The 17,123-nt window shown below is 56.7% G+C and carries 16 protein-coding genes and 5 pseudogenes; 8 read left to right on the forward strand and 13 right to left on the reverse strand.

Annotated elements, in window-relative coordinates; translation table 11 throughout:
• Positions 1–33: 33 nt before the first annotated feature.
• On the reverse strand, positions 34–918 hold the full coding sequence (locus N7E01_RS14380; RefSeq protein ID WP_289173369.1) for a pirin family protein: 885 nt from the start codon (positions 916–918) through the stop codon (positions 34–36).
• A 167-nt stretch (positions 919–1,085) separates the two neighbouring features.
• On the opposite strand from N7E01_RS14380, the gene N7E01_RS14385 reads away from it, so the two are divergent.
• A complete protein-coding gene (locus N7E01_RS14385) occupies positions 1,086–1,664 on the forward strand; it encodes a TMEM165/GDT1 family protein (RefSeq protein ID WP_289173370.1) in 579 nt (192 codons plus the stop codon).
• 17 nt (positions 1,665–1,681) lie between these two features.
• A pseudogene (gene nadE / locus N7E01_RS14390) lies at positions 1,682–2,523 on the forward strand (NAD(+) synthase).
• 57 nt (positions 2,524–2,580) lie between these two features.
• Here nadE and N7E01_RS14395 read toward each other — a convergent pair.
• From N7E01_RS14395 to N7E01_RS14450, 12 genes and pseudogenes are all read right to left on the reverse strand, one after another.
• Positions 2,581–3,357 (reverse strand): ABC transporter permease, encoded by a 777-nt coding sequence (locus N7E01_RS14395; protein WP_289173371.1) that lies wholly within the window; start codon positions 3,355–3,357, stop codon positions 2,581–2,583.
• Between the two features lie 12 nt (positions 3,358–3,369).
• Positions 3,370–4,572, reverse strand: coding sequence for an ABC transporter substrate-binding protein (locus tag N7E01_RS14400; protein WP_289173372.1), 1,203 nt, complete (start codon positions 4,570–4,572; stop codon positions 3,370–3,372).
• 45 nt (positions 4,573–4,617) lie between these two features.
• Positions 4,618–5,420: pseudogene (locus N7E01_RS19530) on the reverse strand (ABC transporter ATP-binding protein).
• A 16-nt stretch (positions 5,421–5,436) separates the two neighbouring features.
• Positions 5,437–5,964: a hypothetical protein gene (locus tag N7E01_RS14410; protein ID WP_289173373.1), complete on the reverse strand. Its 528-nt coding sequence runs from the start codon at positions 5,962–5,964 to the stop codon at positions 5,437–5,439.
• 29 nt (positions 5,965–5,993) lie between these two features.
• Entirely contained in the window at positions 5,994–6,545 is a 552-nt protein-coding gene (locus N7E01_RS14415; RefSeq protein ID WP_289173374.1) for an acyl-CoA dehydrogenase family protein, read from the reverse strand.
• Between the two features lie 116 nt (positions 6,546–6,661).
• Positions 6,662–7,204: a carboxymuconolactone decarboxylase family protein gene (locus tag N7E01_RS14420; protein ID WP_289173375.1), complete on the reverse strand. Its 543-nt coding sequence runs from the start codon at positions 7,202–7,204 to the stop codon at positions 6,662–6,664.
• Between the two features lie 222 nt (positions 7,205–7,426).
• Positions 7,427–8,555: pseudogene (locus N7E01_RS14425) on the reverse strand (aminotransferase class V-fold PLP-dependent enzyme).
• 166 nt (positions 8,556–8,721) lie between these two features.
• The gene (locus N7E01_RS19535) at positions 8,722–8,829 is read right to left on the reverse strand and encodes a BrnA antitoxin family protein (RefSeq protein ID WP_434089587.1); all 108 of its coding nucleotides are present in this window, start codon (positions 8,827–8,829) and stop codon (positions 8,722–8,724) included.
• Between the two features lie 153 nt (positions 8,830–8,982).
• Positions 8,983–9,249, reverse strand: coding sequence for a BrnT family toxin (locus tag N7E01_RS14435; RefSeq protein WP_289173376.1), 267 nt, complete (start codon positions 9,247–9,249; stop codon positions 8,983–8,985).
• Between the two features lie 317 nt (positions 9,250–9,566).
• On the reverse strand, positions 9,567–9,968 hold the full coding sequence (locus N7E01_RS14440) for a type II toxin-antitoxin system MqsA family antitoxin (RefSeq protein WP_289173377.1): 402 nt from the start codon (positions 9,966–9,968) through the stop codon (positions 9,567–9,569).
• Between the two features lie 2 nt (positions 9,969–9,970).
• On the reverse strand, positions 9,971–10,273 hold the full coding sequence (locus tag N7E01_RS14445; RefSeq protein WP_289173378.1) for a type II toxin-antitoxin system MqsR family toxin: 303 nt from the start codon (positions 10,271–10,273) through the stop codon (positions 9,971–9,973).
• 220 nt (positions 10,274–10,493) lie between these two features.
• Positions 10,494–11,213 (reverse strand): annotated as a pseudogene (locus N7E01_RS14450) (FAD-binding domain-containing protein); the annotation flags it as partial.
• Positions 11,214–11,313: 100 nt separating this feature from the next.
• On the opposite strand from N7E01_RS14450, the gene N7E01_RS14455 reads away from it, so the two are divergent.
• The 6 genes and pseudogenes from N7E01_RS14455 to atzF all read left to right on the forward strand — a co-directional run bounded on the left by N7E01_RS14455 (position 11,314) and on the right by atzF (position 17,112).
• On the forward strand, positions 11,314–11,550 hold the full coding sequence (locus tag N7E01_RS14455) for a hypothetical protein (RefSeq protein WP_289173379.1): 237 nt from the start codon (positions 11,314–11,316) through the stop codon (positions 11,548–11,550).
• A 38-nt stretch (positions 11,551–11,588) separates the two neighbouring features.
• The gene (locus N7E01_RS14460) at positions 11,589–12,989 is read left to right on the forward strand and encodes a TadE/TadG family type IV pilus assembly protein (RefSeq protein ID WP_289173380.1); all 1,401 of its coding nucleotides are present in this window, start codon (positions 11,589–11,591) and stop codon (positions 12,987–12,989) included.
• Positions 12,990–13,282: 293 nt separating this feature from the next.
• Positions 13,283–13,549: a hypothetical protein gene (locus N7E01_RS14465; protein ID WP_289173381.1), complete on the forward strand. Its 267-nt coding sequence runs from the start codon at positions 13,283–13,285 to the stop codon at positions 13,547–13,549.
• An 84-nt stretch (positions 13,550–13,633) separates the two neighbouring features.
• The gene (locus N7E01_RS14470; protein ID WP_289173382.1) at positions 13,634–14,188 is read left to right on the forward strand and encodes a hypothetical protein; all 555 of its coding nucleotides are present in this window, start codon (positions 13,634–13,636) and stop codon (positions 14,186–14,188) included.
• A 17-nt stretch (positions 14,189–14,205) separates the two neighbouring features.
• A complete protein-coding gene (locus N7E01_RS14475; RefSeq protein ID WP_289173383.1) occupies positions 14,206–15,186 on the forward strand; it encodes a sensor domain-containing diguanylate cyclase in 981 nt (326 codons plus the stop codon).
• Between the two features lie 385 nt (positions 15,187–15,571).
• Positions 15,572–17,112 (forward strand): annotated as a pseudogene (gene atzF, locus N7E01_RS14480) (allophanate hydrolase).
• The last annotated feature ends 11 nt before the right edge of the window (positions 17,113–17,123 follow it).

A 17,123-nucleotide genomic window follows, 5' to 3' on the forward strand; every position in this document is an offset into this window, starting at 1 on the left:
GGATGTGTTTGTTCGTGAATGCGGAAAAGCGTTTTATCGGGGCTGACCAAACAAACCGGCCTGGAAGTCTTTGACGGCCTGCATCAGTTCTTGTTCGGTATTCATGACAAAGGGGCCGTACTGGGCGATAGGTTCGTTCAGCGGTTCGCCGGCAATCAGTAAAACCTTGGCAGGGCCGCTGGCGTGAATGGTGACACCGTTACTACCCGTGTCGTTATTTAAAATGGCCATGTGGGTGCGTGGCACCGGGGTGTTGCCGACCGTGACGTCACCGCGGTACACGTACACAAACGCATTGGCGCTGGCGGGAAGTTGCTGGTGAAATGTGCCTGCCGCATCGAAATGGATGTCCAGATACAGCGGTCGTGTGGCTTCGCGCTGGATTTTGCCCTGCACTCCATGGCTGGTGCCGGCAATCACGCGGGCCCGCACACCAGGGGCGGGCTCTATTTCAGGAATATCATCGGTCTGGATGTCCAGGTAGCCCGGGGCGCACATTTTGTCGGCGGCCGGCAGGTTCAGCCACAGCTGAAAGCCTTCCATGACGCCTTCTTCCTGCTCGGGCAGTTCAGAATGAATGACACCTTTTCCGGCAGTCATCCATTGAACGCCGCCATTTTGCAGAATGCCTTCGTTGCCGGCACTGTCGTTATGGCGCATGCGACCGGCGATCATGTAGGTGATGGTTTCAAAACCTCGATGCGGGTGGTTGGGAAACCCGGCAATGTAATCATCGGGGTCGTCGCTGCCGAAGGCGTCCAGCATCAGGTAGGGGTCAAGGCGACGTTGCAGGTTGCCGGCCACGACCCGGGTTAACTTGACGCCGGCGCCATCCGTGGTGGCACGGCCCAGTACCCGTTGTTCGACGGTACGCGGTTGGGTGACGGTTTCAGTGTGCTGAATAGGGACGATGGGCATTATGGGTTCCTGCCGGTTCATGGTGCGGGGCGGTGCTGAATGTGAGGGAGGGTGCAACGCCGTACGCATGGGCACATGGCCTTGAAGGGGTACGGATGTATCGGGCAATGGCGGCACGCAGCATGTAAAATCCTCTCCCGTTCTCAATTATAGGTGAAGGCCGTTTCATGGAAGCATTGTGGGTGTCGACCGGCGTTGTGGCGCTGGCGGAAATGGGTGACAAAACCCAGCTGTTGGCGTTTATTCTGGCGGCACGCTTCAAAAAGCCGGTGCCTATCATTTTGGGAATCCTGGCGGCGACGTTGCTGAATCATGGTCTTGCCGGTGCTGTCGGGTCGTGGGTGACAACGGTGCTGAGCCCTGACGTTTTGCGCTGGATCCTGGGGTTATCGTTCCTGGCGATGGCGGTCTGGACGCTGATTCCAGACAAGATCGAAGAAGAAGAAACCCGGGTTGCCCAGCGTCTGGGGGTGTTTGGTGCCACCTTCATCACGTTTTTTCTGGCCGAAATGGGTGACAAGACCCAGATTGCCACGGTGGCTCTGGCGGCCAGTTATGCTGCGCCATTACTGGTGATTGCCGGTACGACACTGGGCATGCTGATTGCCGATGTGCCGGCGGTATTCGTGGGCGACCGGTTTGCGGCGCGCATACCGATGCGACTGGTGCATGGCATTGCCGCCGCAATTTTTGCTGTACTGGGCCTGTTGGCCTTGTTTAATGTGGGCGATATGATGTCGCTTTAGCCATAAAAGGAACTGCCGTGTTGACGCCCGAACAAATTGCCTTGCAGAAGCAGATCATTTCAGAACTGTGTGTCAATCCTGATTTTGACGTGGATGCTGAAATTGAGCGTCGGGTCAGTTTTCTTGCCAACTATCTGTTATCGACGCGTCGCAAGGCCCTGGTGCTAGGTATCAGCGGTGGTGTCGATTCACTGGTCGGTGGCTGTTTGTCGCAGCGTGCCGTTCAGCGGGTTCGTGAGCAAGGGCATGATGCGCGCTTCATTGCGATGCGATTACCGTACGGCGTGCAGAAAGATGAGGAAGACGCCCAGGTTGGCTTGAAGGTGATTGGCCCCGATGCGCTGGTTACGGTCGATATCAAACCCGCCAGCGATGCCATGTTGCACACCTTGCAACAATCGGGGCCGTGTTTCGGGATGCCGCACATCAAGATTTCTTGCATGGCAACATCAAGGCCCGTCAGCGCATGGTGGCGCAGTTTGCCGTGGGCGGTGCACATGATGGCCTGGTGGTGGGAACCGATCATGCGGCTGAAGCCCTGACCGGTTTCTTTACCAAGTTTGGTGACGGTGCGGCTGACGTCACGCCACTGACCGGGCTGAACAAGCGCCGTGTGCGCGCATTGGCGACCCGCTTCGGGGCGCCGGATGCCTTGGTGTATAAAGTGCCGACAGCCGATCTTGAATCGCTGACCCCGCTTAAACCCGATGAAGAGTCGTTCGGGCTCAGTTACGATCAACTGGACGACTTTCTTGAAGGTAAAGTCGTGCCAGTTGACGTTTTTGAAAAAATTGCGGGTATTTACCGGGCAACCGCCCATAAGCGGGCGTTGCCCTACAGCCCCTTCGATGGGGTTTGAAAACATTCACGAGCGCGGTGCGGTAAAGCGCTAAAGTCGACGATAACGTGTTATCTGTCAATTGCTGTGGGTCCATCGCTGGTACAGCTTCTGGGCCGCCAGATCCAGCAAGAAACCCAAGGCACCAATCAATACGATCACTGCCATCAGTTCCGAATACGCCAGTCGGTCACGAGTGTCCAGGATGAAGTAGCCCAGGCCAGAACTGACGCCCAGCATTTCGCACGGTACCAGCACAATCCAGATGATGCCGATGGCCAGGCGTGCGCCGGTCAAAATGTGGCCCAGCACGCCTGGAATGACAATGCGCAGTAACACTTCGGTGCGGGTCGCACTCAGGCTTTTGGCCAGCATCAGCCATTTGGGGTCAAGCTGTTTGACGCCCGCAGCGGTATTCAGGATGACCGGCCATACCGCAGCGAATGACAGCAGGAAGTAGATGGGGGCGTCGCCAATGCCGAAAATCATCACGGCAATCGGCATCCACGACAGCGGTGAAATCATGCGCAGGAACTGGAAGGCGCTGCTGGTGCTGTTTTCCAACATGCGCGAGCTGCCAATGGCCAGGCCCACCGGGATACCGATCAGTAACGCCACGGTAAGGCCAACCAGAACCCGTTTCAGACTGGTCAGGGTATGTACGGTCAGCTGGTTGTCGACCAGCAAGGTGTGCAGGCTGGACAGGGTTTTTGCCGGGCTGAGCAGCGCCGCCATGCCGATATCCTGTTGCAGCCACTGGATCCCCAGCCCCCAAAGCACCACCAGCGTCAGCAGGCCGGCAGCCCCGAGCAGGATACGCTTTCCAGAGGCAGTGAAATGCAGGATTCTGTGCATGATGCTTTAACCTTAAACCGTAATGATTTCCTGGCGCTCGTAGCTGGCGGGCATGCCGAAGACGGGCATGCCACCAATGCTTTCGATGGCCTTGCGTGCAAAGCGAGAATCGACCAGGTCGCTAGCCACGAATGCCGGATCCAGTGTTTCCAGAAATTCATTCTTGCCGGCCACCAAGGTGGTTTTCAGTCGACGCACCAGTTCTTCGGTGTAGCTGGGGAACGGATAGGGCTGGAAGTCGATGCGCTTTTCCTGCCAGTCTTTGTTGACGATGGCACCATCGGCTTCGTAGCGGGCGCGGTCAAGACGTTCGGGCACCAGAACCTGGGCCAGGGTGTCGTACGGGTGCGGTGTGTAGCGCTGGGCATGGTCTTTGGACAGGATGCGTGCAGTTTCGTCACGGTTGTCCTGGATCCAGGCCTGGGCCTGCACGATGCCATTTACGACCTTCTGCGTCCATTCCGGGCGGTTGACGGTGTCTTCTTCATGCATCAGGACCACGCAGCAGGCGTGGTCTTTCCAGACGTCGCCGGTAAAGCGCAGGACTTTGCCGACTTTCAGCAGTTCGGCCGAAGCGTTGAACGGTTCTGCCACGGTGTAACCGGCGATCTGGCGGTTGGCCAGCGCAGGCAGCATGTCCGATGGTGCCATGACCACCAGTTTGACCTGCTTTTCGTTGGGTTCGCCGTCGGCAATCGGTTCAAGACCTTTGCTTTTCAGCAAGTGCTGCAACACGACATTGTGCAGTGAGTACCAGAATGGAATCGCGACGGTGGTGCCGCCCAGTTGTGCGACATCATTGATGTCATTGCGCACCGTAATGCCTGACCCCGACATGTGGTTCCAGGCCACGACTTTGGCTTTTGACTGGCTGCCGTAGCGGGCCCATACGGTCATGGGTGACAGCAGGTGAATTGCATTGACCTGGCCGGCCAGAAAGGCCTCAACCAATTGGGCCCAGCTGCGAAACAGGCGTGGTTTTTCAACAGTCAGGCCCTGCTGTTCGAACAAACCGTTGTTATGCGCCACCAGCAGCGGCGTGGCGTCAGTGATGGGCAGGTAGCCGATACGCAGAGGCGCGTTGGGGTCGGCCGCAAAGGCCTGGCGTTGCATGCCCAGCAGGGGCAGTGCGCCCATGGCGGTGAACAGCGATGACAGTTTCAGGAACTGTCGGCGGGCGTCAAGTGATGCGTCGGAGGGTTTGAATGTGCTCATGTCGTGCTCTGTAACGTAGGGTCCGGTGTCGTATTGCGCAGCGACTTAATGGGTCTGCGCAGATTTCTGGCGTGCTTTGTGCAAGGTGTGAACGATTTCCAGGCGAATGCTTTCCAGTTCGTCGATGGCGTCTTCGCGCGGGTGGGGCAGGGTGATGGCCCATTCTCCGATCAAGCGACCGGGCTGTTGGCCGATCAGAATGATGCGGTCAGCCAGTACCAGTGCTTCGTCGATGTCGTGGGTCACCATGACGGCTGCAGCCTGGTGCTTGCGGGTGATGCTGCGCAACAGGTCTTGCATTTCAGTGCGGGTGATTTCGTCAAGCGCACTGAAGGGCTCGTCGAGCAGGAGCATTTCGGGCTCACGGGCCAGGCAGCGGGCCAGGGCCGTGCGTTGTGCCATGCCGCCCGACAGTTCCGAGGGTAGCGCTGTCGGGCCGCAGCCAGCCCCACTTCGTTGATGGCGTTGTTGATGCGCGCCAGCCGGTGAGTGTTGTCGATTTTGGGCTGGTGTTTGAAATCCAGCCCGAAGCCGACATTTTGTTCAAGATTCAGCCAGGGCAACAGGCTGGGGTCTTGAAAGACGAAACCCAGACGCGGGTGGGGGCCTTTGACCGGCTCACCGTGGATATGTACGCTGCCGGCCTGAGGTTGCTGCAACCCGGCCAGTACGCGCAGCAATGACGATTTGCCGACCCCGCTGGGGCCAAGAATGGCGACAATTTCACCTTGCGCGATTTGCAGCGAAAAATCGGTCAGTACCGTGTTGCGCGGTTTGCCCTGCGCCGCGTAGCTCAGCTGGATGCCGCGGGCTTCAAGAACGGTGGGGCGTTGGGCAGTTTGGGTCATGATGGTGAGCCGTTGATCAGGCCGCTTTGGCCTGCAATTGTTCCAGGTCGTTGATTTCTTTGCGAAGGTGTTTCAGGGCGGGCGTGACGATGGCGACAAAAACCGCTTCACGTTGGCGGCGCTGTGCGCCGTGGTTCATCAGGTAGCCCTTGGCGCCGGTGTGCAGCACTTCCGACTGGGTGGCACGCAAGGCCAGCTCTGACGTTGCAAGACGCGCTTTCAGGACGTCCAGCAGCGGGGCATCGCCCCTCTGTGCTTTCGCGGCCAGGTCGCTGATAGTCTGTTTCAGGTTCTCCAGTTCGGCGTCCAGGTCATCAGCTTGGTCATCCAGGAAAACGTTGACGTGGCTGTGGGTTTTGTTGGTGGCTCGCATCGAGGCAATGCTGGCTTCAATAATGCCCAGGCCCATGCCGGTCTGGCCCAGCACGAAACCGGGCTTGATGCGCTGGATGTAGGCCTTGAACTGGGTTGGATGGGCGATAACGTCGTCATTGCTGATGACGACCTTGTCAAAGCGTACGGTCAGGGTCTGGGTGCCTTCCATGCCGGCAAAGGGCAGGCAGCGACGCAGGGTCAGGCCAGGGTGTTGCCACGCACGGCGAACATGATGTAACCCTCGTCCTCGACATGGGCCGCCACAATCGCCAGGTGGTCTTCCCCGATGTTGGACACCCAGGGCAGCGAACCGCTGATTTCGTAACCGTTTTCGGTGCGTGTGGCGCGCAGATTGATTTTCTCGATGCCGGCCAAGTGTTTGACGGTATTGGACATGCCGGTGCCTGCCAGCAGTTCGCCACGGGCCACCTGGGCCAGGTAGCGCTCGCGAACGGGGGCGTTGGCGGCATTCAGCAAATACCAGGCGCAGGTTGACTGGCACCACACCATGAACGCGGTGGAACCGCACTCGCGTGAGACCCGGGTGGTGACATTGACCTGGGTGGACAAATCGAGACCCAGACCGCCCTGGTCAACGGGTACGCTGGCCGAAAAGCCACCCATGGCACCCAGGTTCTGCAGATACGCTTGCGGGTACTGCCCTTCATCAATCGCGTTCACCAGCGGTGCAAGTTCTTGCGTCGCCTGGGTATCTACAGCGTTCAGAAGGGTGGTCGCCGAATGTGTCATGACAATGTTCCTTGGTGCGATGTTTCGGGTGTTACGGGGGCAGACCCCGGGGGTCTGTCCCCGATGGGGGCGGCGGTAAACCGGTTAAGGGGGTCAGACCCCGATGCCAGATTAATTCAGGCGTGGGGTTGCAATTCAGGGTTGATGGGTGTTTGGGCCAGGTTGTTGGCAAAGTTGCACAGTGTGGCCAGGCTGACGCCCAAGACGGCTTCCAGCGCGTTCGCCTGGGTGTAACCGGCGTTGAAGAATGCGTTCAGAGCGTCGTCGGAGACCTGGCCTTTGTTCTCGATGACGGCGATGGTGAACTGCGCCAGGGCATTGAGTTTGGGGTCGGTCAGTGCCTCGGTTTTACGCAGGGCCTGGATGATTTCTTCAGGCATGCCCAGTTTTTTACGTGACAGTGCAGTGTGACCTGCGACACAGAAGCCGCAACCGTTCAGCGTAGCCGCAGTGATTTGCACCACTTCACGTTCTTCAGGGGTAAGACCGGTGCGGGCATTGATGGCGCCGACGACCTGGTAGGTTTCCAGGGCCGTGGGAGCGTTTGCCAGTACACCGATCAGGTTAGGCAGAAAACCGTTGTTTTTCTTGGCGGTTTCCAGGCGCTCTTTGGAAGCTTCGGGGGCGGTTTCGATCGAATGGATGGTCAGGCGGCTCATGGATACTCTCGGAAAGACGTTTATCAAAAAACTTTCCGCTTATTCTAAAGAGCCATATATAGAATCAAAACGAATATAAAAGAATATCTTTATTTCCTTAGGTTATTAAAAGGATGTGGGATAATTTTGTGCCGTGCCGTGGTGTGGTGTGCGAGAACGAAAAAAACGGCTTCAGCGGGTTGATCGCTGAAGCCGTTGAGCGGCAGAATTAATCAGTAACGATTACGCGTCGATTTTTTTCAGCGCGTCTTCCAGTAATTGCACGGTTCGTTCGATATTGTTGAGTTTGTCCAGCCCGAACAGCCCCAGGCGGAAGGTTTTGTAGTCGGCAGGCTCGTCGCATTGCAGCGGTACACCGGCCGCCGCTTGCAGGCCGGCAGCCAGAAACTTTCGTGCAGACTGCAGGCCGTCGTCAGTGGTGTAGCTGACCACAACGCCGGGGGCTTCAAAGCCGGGGGCAGCAACACTTTTGAAACCGTATTGCGCCAGCAGTTTGCGTACGGCCTGCCCCAACTGCAGCTGACGCGCTTTCATGGTGTCAAAGCCGTTGGCTTGGGTTTCGGCCATGGCGTCTCGCAGCTTGACCAAGCCATCGGTGGGCAGGGTGGCATGGTAGGCATGGCCGCCGTTTTCGTAAGCCTGCATGATGTGCAACCACTTGCGCAGGTCGCAGGCAAAGCTGGTGCTGGTGGTGTGTTCGATACGTTGCAGGGCGGTATTACCCAGCATGACTAGGGCACAACATGCGGCCCCGGTCCAGCCTTTTTGCGGGGCACTGATCAGGATATCGACACCGGTAGCTTTCATGTCGACCCAGACCGTACCCGAGGCGATGCAGTCAAGCACAAACAGGCCACCCACGGCATGTACGGCGTCAGCAACCTGCTTCAGGTAGCTGTCGGGAAGCATGATGCCTGAAGCGGTTTCCACATGGGGGCAAAAACCAGATCGGGTTTTTGTTCGTGAATGGCTTTGACGACGTCATCGATGGGCGCTGGCGCAAAGGCCGCCTGGGTGCCGGATTCGATGGGGCGGGCTTTCAGAACGAAGGACTCGGCAGGAATATTGCCCATGTCGAAGATCTGGGTCCAGCGGTAGCTGAACCAGCCGTTGCGCAGCACCATACAGCGTTTGCCGGTGGCAAACTGACGGGCGACGGCCTCCATGCCGAACGTGCCGCTGCCGGGCACGACAATCGCGGCCTGGGCGTTATAGACTTTTTCAAGGTGGCCGAGATGTCGTTCATGACCCCCTGAAAAACCTTGGACATATGGTTCAGGGCGCGGTCGGTGTACACCACTGAATATTCAAGCAAACCATCGGGGTCAACAACGGGGATCAGTTTGGACATGCCATGCTCCTGTGGAATTATTGTGATGTTTCACCGATTGTAGCTGTGTCTGTCTGACAGGCGACAGCGATGTTTCCTGTGAAAGCGGTGGCGCCTTGTACTGGCCTGTGGGCGTTACGGTTGTGATGTTTGCCTGGCGATTAGGCTTGATATATTGGAGCGGCGGTCAGGAGCGATGCGTTTCCAGCCAGTCTCTCAGGGCACTGTTCATGCGCGTTTGCCAGCCCGGCCCGCTTGCCTGGAAAGCCTCCAGAATATCGCTGTCGTAACGGATGGTGACTTGTACTTTCGGTGCAGGGTTTTGGGTCTGCCGACCCGTTTCAGATGTTGTGGTTGGACTGTCGCCAGATTACAAGTATCCGGATCTGCTGCGATACCTGTATGGATGCGTTTATCTTCCGCTGGGTCTGGAACAATGGTTCCGGGTTTAAGTTTCGGCATATTTCATAACCTCACGGCGATTGGCTTTTCGAAGGCTGATTATGCGACGGTTATTTGCCCGATCGACATACACAATGACATGAAGTCGTAATCCGATGTAGCCAATGGCAATCAGTCTGGTTTCACCATAGTTTTCACGCAGATCTTCCCAGGTGACTGCTGTTTCCCACTCGAAGGATGAGGCCAGTGATAGCTCGACCCCATGTTTTGAAAAATTACTTCGATTCTTCAATAAATCGAAAGTAATTTTCATTGGATTATTGTAGATGCAGAAATTGCGCGATTCAAGATGGCCATTGACCGGTTCCTTATGGCGGGTTGATACCGTTCAGTGTGCGGGATGAGGTGCGCTTGCACAATTCGTAAATGCTGAGCCTTGTCAAAGTTGACGACACTTGCCACCCCGGCCCGTTTGCCTTCAAACCGAATCAAGCCGCACACCACGCACGTTTTGGTGGGTAATTGTGATTTCTTGCGCATTTTCATGGGATCGATCGACCGGTTTTTAGTTCACCCAGCAATTCCGGGTTGCAGTCTATTCAGCATGCAGATTGGTGAGTTTCGAGAATGTCAGGCTGTTCTAACTTCTTCAAGTAGATCGGGGTGACGGTCCAGTAGCTTGAGCAACTTGACCAAGGCCAGCGGCGGTTTGGTTTTGCCGTTTTCATAGCGCGAAAACGCGTTGACGCCGCCGCCAAAGAGTTCGGCGGCCTGCCGCTGGTCAAGATCGAGCTTCTTGCGCACTTTGGCGATGTAGTCAGGATCGACGTAAGCGGCATTTACCTGACGTTGAAACAAACCGACCATTTCGCTGTAACGGTCACCGTCTTCACGGGTCAAGACGACCTCACTGCAAGCCGGGCAAAAGTCGCCGGTCACCGCTGGGATGGTGGTGTGTTCGCCCTTATAGGTATAGGGTATATCGCGCGTGTCGTGAATCAGTTCAGCCGCGCCGCAGCATGGGCATTTCATGGTCATAGCTCCTTGAAGGAAACGATCAACACATCATCAATGACGGTTAGTTTTACGTACACCTCATCACCGTTTGCCGTTTTGGCGCGGTACACATCCTGCCAGACGCGATGATCGGCATGGGTCGTCATGCTTTTGTAGAAGTCGGAGGATGTGAGCGCCAAGACAACGTCACACATCCCGGCCAAGTTGTTGATGCCAAGTTCACGCGCGCCATTGAATGCGCTGGCTGTAGCCTTGACATGACCGGTCTTTACCAAGGCTTTGACGACCGCCAACTTACGGTGTGGGGTGCCTTTTTCCATAAGGTTATTTTAACCTGGTAAGTTAATTTAGCAATTAGGTTAATGGTGAGGGCTTCGGCGGTTTCAGTGTGAATCTTCACAGCGGGTTGGTAATCGAGAGGACGATTTTTATACGTTTGAAATCGACTTCTTCAGACCTTCCCTAAACAAGGTGAGCAAAACGGCCAAATGGGTGCGTACTGGTTGTTTATGCGGACATATAAACAGTTATTTTGCGGTATCAAAAATCCAGCATCAATTGGCCGGTGACTGTTTGGTCCATGTCGTTTCTCGGGCCTCCTGAAGTCATGCTTGTCCCTGTTTTCGTTCCCCAACCCCTGCGCGAGGCATGCTTTTCGACAATCGCTGCCTTCGCTCCACGGACATCAGCCTGCTTGCGCAGGGCATGGACCCTTGCTTTGGCCGTCCGGATCGCAGTTTCAAGATCGACCACAGGAAAGGGAATATCCACCCCGACGGTTACGCCGCATTGTGCCTGCACGCTATCCGGCATGCGCCACGGCTCGAACAGCCAGGCGTCGGGAACGCGTCGCATCACCGGCAGCCAGCGCCGCACAAAGCGGCCGTCGGGATCATGGTCAAGGGCCTGCTTGATCGGGTTGTAGACGCGGGTGGTATTGATGCCGGTCGTGCCCGATTGCATTTGCATCTGGCTCCAGTGAATGCCGGGTTCATAATCGAGAAACTGGCGGGCCAGCCACAGACCCACGTCGCGCCAGTGCAACCAGAGCGGGTAGGCAGCGACCGACACCAGCATGGCGCGCATCCGGAAATTAAGCCACCCGGTTTCGCGCAGCATGGCCACACAGGCGTCCACCATGGGCCAACCGGTGCGACCCTGCGTCAGCGCTTCGAAATGATGCGGGTTCCACTCCGGTTCGCGCAAACCATCGTAGCCGCGATGCATGTTCTGATATTCAATGCCAGGCTCGCTTTCCATACAAGACGTGTATCAACCGGGTACGTCGTTAGCCATGAGCGATCCGTATGGGGATGGGCAGTCGCCCGATAAATCTTTGAGTATTTCAGGTTGGCCTAGCGTGTCTGATTACGCAAAGGGTATTTGCGAGGCGATAGATTCTGCGGGCATTACGGTTTATGTGGTTGACGCCAATGCAAAGCTCGACGGTTCAAGCACCAGCCCTGCTGCAGAAGTTTTGCGGGACTGTGCGTTTGAGGAGCGTGTGTATTCAACGGCCAAGTCAGAGGTTAATACGCTGCGAGACCGGATTTTGAAGGATGTGTCCGCAAGTCAACGCTTGCGTCTTGTTCGGTGATTCTGGCTTAATACATCAAGCAACCAGGAGAGTACCCCATGAATAAACTTTTGGTTGGTATTGAAATGAGCCGGTTCTTTTTGAAGCGAGCCGTGAATGCGCTGAACCAATGGTTTCGTGCGAAAAGAGCGGCGTCGGGTGTCCGGTTCATTCATCGTTTGGGGGTAGACCAGACCGGGGCTGTCGCACTGATGTTTATTGCCTCTGCCGCACTGATATTCGGTGCCAGCCTGGGTGCTATCGATCTGATACGCTACACCGATGCCAAAGCGCGGGTACAGGCGTCGCTTGACAATGCCGCCCTCGCGCTAGGGCAAATGGTTGTTACCGAAGGGGCTGGTGATTTAGAAACAGCAGCCATGTCCTATTTTGGTGCAGGTTTCCCGGCCGGGTATCTGGGCAGCAAGGTTACCGCAGAAAATATTTCAGTTGCGGTGGGTGGCGGTACGCTGACCTTGACGTTCAACGGTGAGTTGCCATTAATCAGTGCTGGTTTCCTGAAGGTGCTCGCACTTGGGCTGAATTCGATAAGCGTCGTACAGATCGCCAGCATCAGCGATGTCGAAGTCGTTTTTGCGCTGGACAAGGGTGAGCATATCAGCGGCCCGGGTAATTCAACAGGTCGTGAAGATCAGGGCAGCCACGATCTGCTTGACAGCGCTGCATCCAGGCTGGCCGAACTGCTCATGAAACCGGATGGTGTTGTAATTCCTGGCGTGTATGTCGGGCTGGTTCCATTCTCCAGTGTTGTCAATGTCGGGCCGCAAAATAATTCCAGTGCGCGCAATTGGGTGGCGCGCTGGCAACAAGAGACGTCGGGTACGGAAGGGCGAAAGCAATACAGTAATCAGGACTACACCGCATCGGTGTGGAGGGGTTGTATTGCTGAACCTCGGCCATGGCAGAGCCCCGCAGTTAGCGCCTTGACGCCACAAGCCGCTTTCCAGCCTGTGTTCGTACGCGTCAGAACCGAGTTAAAGGAAAAAAGTGGCGGGGCGGATTGGAAAGGACTCGTCTTGAATGGTATTGCCGCGGGTAATGATGAGGATATTGTTGGCACGTACATGCCGGGGCAACTGATGCCTTTGCGGCGAAATTCGTTAGTGAACTCGCGTTTTGATCGTCGCCTGTGGGCAGAGTTTGAAGGGTACAGCGGTGGCCAGGGTTGGGCTGACTTCAGCATGTACGGTGCGTTTGAACCTGAGAATTGTCTGGATGGTTATCGTACCCGGTTCTTGTCTGATAATTATGACGGTGTGGGTGGGGTCAAGTCCGCGTTGCAAGAGATTGCTTCCGAGCCGGGTTTTACGGGCCCACCGCCTGCCCGGCGATTGCGTGGCGATACGGTTTTGCCTGCGGGGTTGCTGTGGTCCTGGCGCATGTTGCACCCCGACTGGCGGGGTGCCAGCGGGTGGGGCACCGGGTCTGTTCCCCGGTGACTGACAGCAAACGTCGAGTCGTTGTACTGTTTGCGGGGGGCAGAATGTAGTTTCGTGGGACAGCCTGGCGGCCGATCCTTCCGGAAATCCGAACAATATGGAGCAGTGGGACGAGGGCACTAATAATCGGGCCAGTTTCGTGATGGATTACGAGGTTGAAGAATGTTCAAAAAATGGCAAGAATTGCGCTGCCCCTGCCTCGGGTTCTATTCGTCAACATGTTCAGGCACCATATCTGCCCGTCAAAAAAACAGCAGGCCGATGACTGGCAGCGGCCTGCCAGCTCAGTGGCCATGTCAGACCCTTTTTCAGACCAGATCAAGCCCGATTTTTCCGGGTGGCCATCAGTGGCTGGCTACACTGTTGACGTTTGCAAGGCCATGAGGGCTGACAACATTCTTGTTTATGTGGTTGATGTAAACGGCAGGGCAACCCCCGAGTTAACAGGCTGTTCAAGTTCGCCAACCTTGTACGGTACGTCAGAAGCAGACATGGTGGCGCTGCGAAATGTGATTCTTCAGAATATTTCAGGCAGTCAGCGGTTGCGACTGCTACGTTAAGCTTCCGGAACAAAGTCCCGGTGTCCCTATTGTTCTTCAAATCGGCTAGCATACGTTAATAATTTCTAGCGCAATTCAAAAAGTATGCATGTCCCCACCCTGATGTTGCTGAATATCACCATGAGCGCTGTCGTTGGCATTGCTCTGATGATGACAACGTTGCGCCGGCACCGCGAATTGTCCTTGCTGGCTGCGGGTCTTGGGGCTCACGCGTTGGGCTATTCCCTGTTAAGCCTGCGCGGGCAGATCAGCGATATCCTGTCCATTGTCGTTGCCAATACCTTGCTGTCTATTACCCCGGCCTTGCTGACATTTGCGATTTATCAGTTTCAGCGTCGCCCGGCACCGCGCCTGTTGATCTGGGCACCGGTAGTGGCGATAGCCGTTTCGTTCAGTTGGTACCTGGATGACTTTCAGGCCCGGGTGTTGCTCAGCGGTGTGCTGTTCTCGCTGCAGCTGGTGATGATTCTGGTTCCCATGATGGCGCGTCAGCGTGAAACCGTCGGGCGTGGCCAGTACGTGGCGATGTTCGGGTTTTTGATGGCTCTGGCGGCGATGGTGGTTCGGGTGCATTTCCTGTTGGGGGTAACGGTGCACCACCGGTCAATCTGTTCGATCAGTCCTCTTCGTACAGCCTGATTTTTTACGGCACACTATTGTCCATTTTGTTGATTACTGTGGGCATGATTCATATGGTGCAAGAGCGCACACAGCAGGAACTGTATGCCAGCGAGGCCCAGTACCGTCAGCTGATCGAGTTGGCTGACGAAGGGGTAACGGTTCTGGGTAACCAGCATGTGCGTTTCGTCAATGCCAAAACGGCCCGGTTGCTCGGTATTGCGCAAGACCAGTTGCTGGGTTCTGCCTTTTTGGATTATGTCTATGCCGATGATCGTCCGTTGGCGGTCGAGCGCTACCGGGCTCGTCTTGGTGGTGAAGTCGACCAGGAGGCCTACGACCTGCGGTTGTTGACGGCCCACGCCGGGCCGCGCTGGTTCCGCATCAGTGGGGTTCGTATCCAGTGGGATGGCGAACCGGCGACATTGACCTTCATCAGTGATATCAACGAGCGCAAGGTGCGCGAAGACGAGGCGCGCCAGTTGGCCTATCACGATGAGCTGACGGGTTTGCCCAACCGGCGTTTGCTGGTCGATCGTATTGGCCAGGCGTTGGCGTTGGCTGCACGTACAGACCACCACCTTGCGCTTCTGTTTATTGATCTGGACAAGCTGAAAATCCTGAATGACCATTATGGTCACCAGGCGGGTGACATGTTGTTGGTTGAAACGGCCCGTCGATTAAGTGCAAGTATCCGTGAGTCTGATACGGTGGCTCGTTTGGGCGGCGATGAGTTTGTTGTGCTGCTGCAGGGCTTGGATGATGACGTTATGCGCGCTGGTGCACAGGCACAAGCGATGGCTGAAAAAATTATGGCTGTGCTGAAGGCACCCTATCGTTTGCAGGTCAGTGCGAATGACAGTGCTCGTACTGAAAATCATCAGGGTTCAGGCAGTATTGGCATTCACGTTTTCCGGTCACCGGCCGAGCCTGTTGATGTGCTGCTTGAAAAGGCCGATGCCGCCATGTATTGGGCCAAGCAGCGTGGGCCGGGGCTTATTGGCGTGTCGGGTGGCTGAATTTTGTGACCAGCCTGCTTCTGCTCTGCCTCAAACCATTTCTAGGGCTGCTGTTTTCGCGCCGGGTTGGCCACTCTGGTATTTAGTGGCATGTATTTTGCTTCTGTCTTTTTGTACGTCAAACAAAAAGGTAGACAGCCATGTCAGTTTCAAGCCCGGATGCTTTAAAAACAAAAGGTTGGCGCATTGCCCAGTGGCAGCATGCTTATCGGGTGGCGGGTGAACGTCCCGAGGTGCTTCTTTCTGAATTATTGATCAATTTGTCTGACACTGATCCGGCGTGGATCAGTGTGGCCACGCTGGAACAGGTGCGTCAGCAGTTGCGGGAGTTGCAGCAACGCCTTGAAGCGGCTGGGGGGATAAGGCCCGTTTGCCCCTGTACGGCGTGCCATTTGCGGCCAAAGACAATATCGATGCGCAGGGTTGGCTGACGACCGCCGCGTGTCCGGCGTTTGCCTATCACGCTTCCCGTGATGCGTTTGTGATCGAGCGCTTGAAAGCGGCGGGTGCGATTCTGGTCGGCAAGACCAATCTTGACCAGTTTGCGACCGGTCTGGCGGGAACGCGCTCGCCCTATGGGGCAGTACCCAATACGTTTAACCCGGCGTATATCAGCGGGGGTCAAGCTCGGGGTCGGCCAGCGTGGTGGCACGTGGGCTGGTGCCGTTTGCCCTGGGTACCGATACGGCCGGTTCCGGGCGTGTGCCGGCCGCATTCAACAACATTGTCGGGTTAAAGCCCACCAAAGGCTGGGTCAGTAACCGGGGCTTGGTGCCGGCGTGCCGCACGCTGGACTGCATTACGGCGTTTGCACTGACGGTCGGCGATGCGGCGTTGGCCGTTGATGTGTTTGCCGGGTATGACGAACATGACCCCTATGCACGACCGTTTCCGCAAGAGGCGCCCGGTCGTTTGCCCACGCACCCGGTATTTGCCGTGCCCCAAAAGCCGGACTTCAAGGGGGATACAGTTGCGGCTGAACAGTACGCCACCTGTCTTGCCCAACTTGAATCAATGGGTGCCTCGCTGGTGGCGATTGATTTCAGCCCGTTTGCCGAACTGGCGCAGTTGTTGTATGCCGGCCCTTGGGTGGCCGAGCGCCATGTGGCGATTCACGACATGCTGGACAACCACGCCGATGCGGTTCATCCGGTAGTGCGGGGCATTATCGAGCAGGCGGAAGGCTGGAGCGCCGCCGATGCCTTTAAGGCCGAGTACCTTCGGGCTGAGCTGACACGCCAGATACATAAGGTGCTGGCCGGGGTGGATGCCCTGGTGGTACCCACGACACCGTCAATTTATACGCTTGAGCAGGTGCTGAATGACCCGGTTACCCTGAACTCCGCCTTGGGTACGTATACCAACTTTACCAACCTGGCTGATTTGTGTGCGCTGGCGTTGCCGGTTGGTTTGCGCAGCGATGGCCTGCCGGCGGGGATCACCTTGATTGCGCCGGCCTGGCATGACAAGGCCCTGGCCGAGTTCGGGGTGCGCTGGCAAGCCGCCCAGCCTGTGTCGCCGGGAGCGCCGGAAATTCATGACGAGATTCTGGTTGCGGTTGTTGGTGCCCATTTACGGGGCATGCCGCTGAACCACCAATTGACCCATCGTGGTGCACGCTTTGTGCAGGAAACGACGACCAGCGCCGAATATCGCCTGTATGCCTTGCCGGGGTCGTCGCCGTTAAAACCGGGGCTTGCGTATTGCCCCGGTGAAGGTGCTGCCATTGCCCTGGAGCTTTGGGCCCTGCATCCGCGTGCGTTTGGCGAATTTACGGCGGAAGTGCCGGCACCGCTGGGGATTGGCAATGTGGTGCTTTCCGACGGGCGAACGGTCAAGGGGTTCATTTGCGAGCCGTATGCGCTGCAACAGGCGCAGGACATCACCGCGCACGGCGGCTGGCGCAACTACCTGAAAAGCCGGTAGTGCCGGTGGAA

Source organism: Neopusillimonas aromaticivorans, from assembly GCF_030344915.1.
GTDB classification, from domain to species: domain Bacteria; phylum Pseudomonadota; class Gammaproteobacteria; order Burkholderiales; family Burkholderiaceae_B; genus Neopusillimonas; species Neopusillimonas aromaticivorans.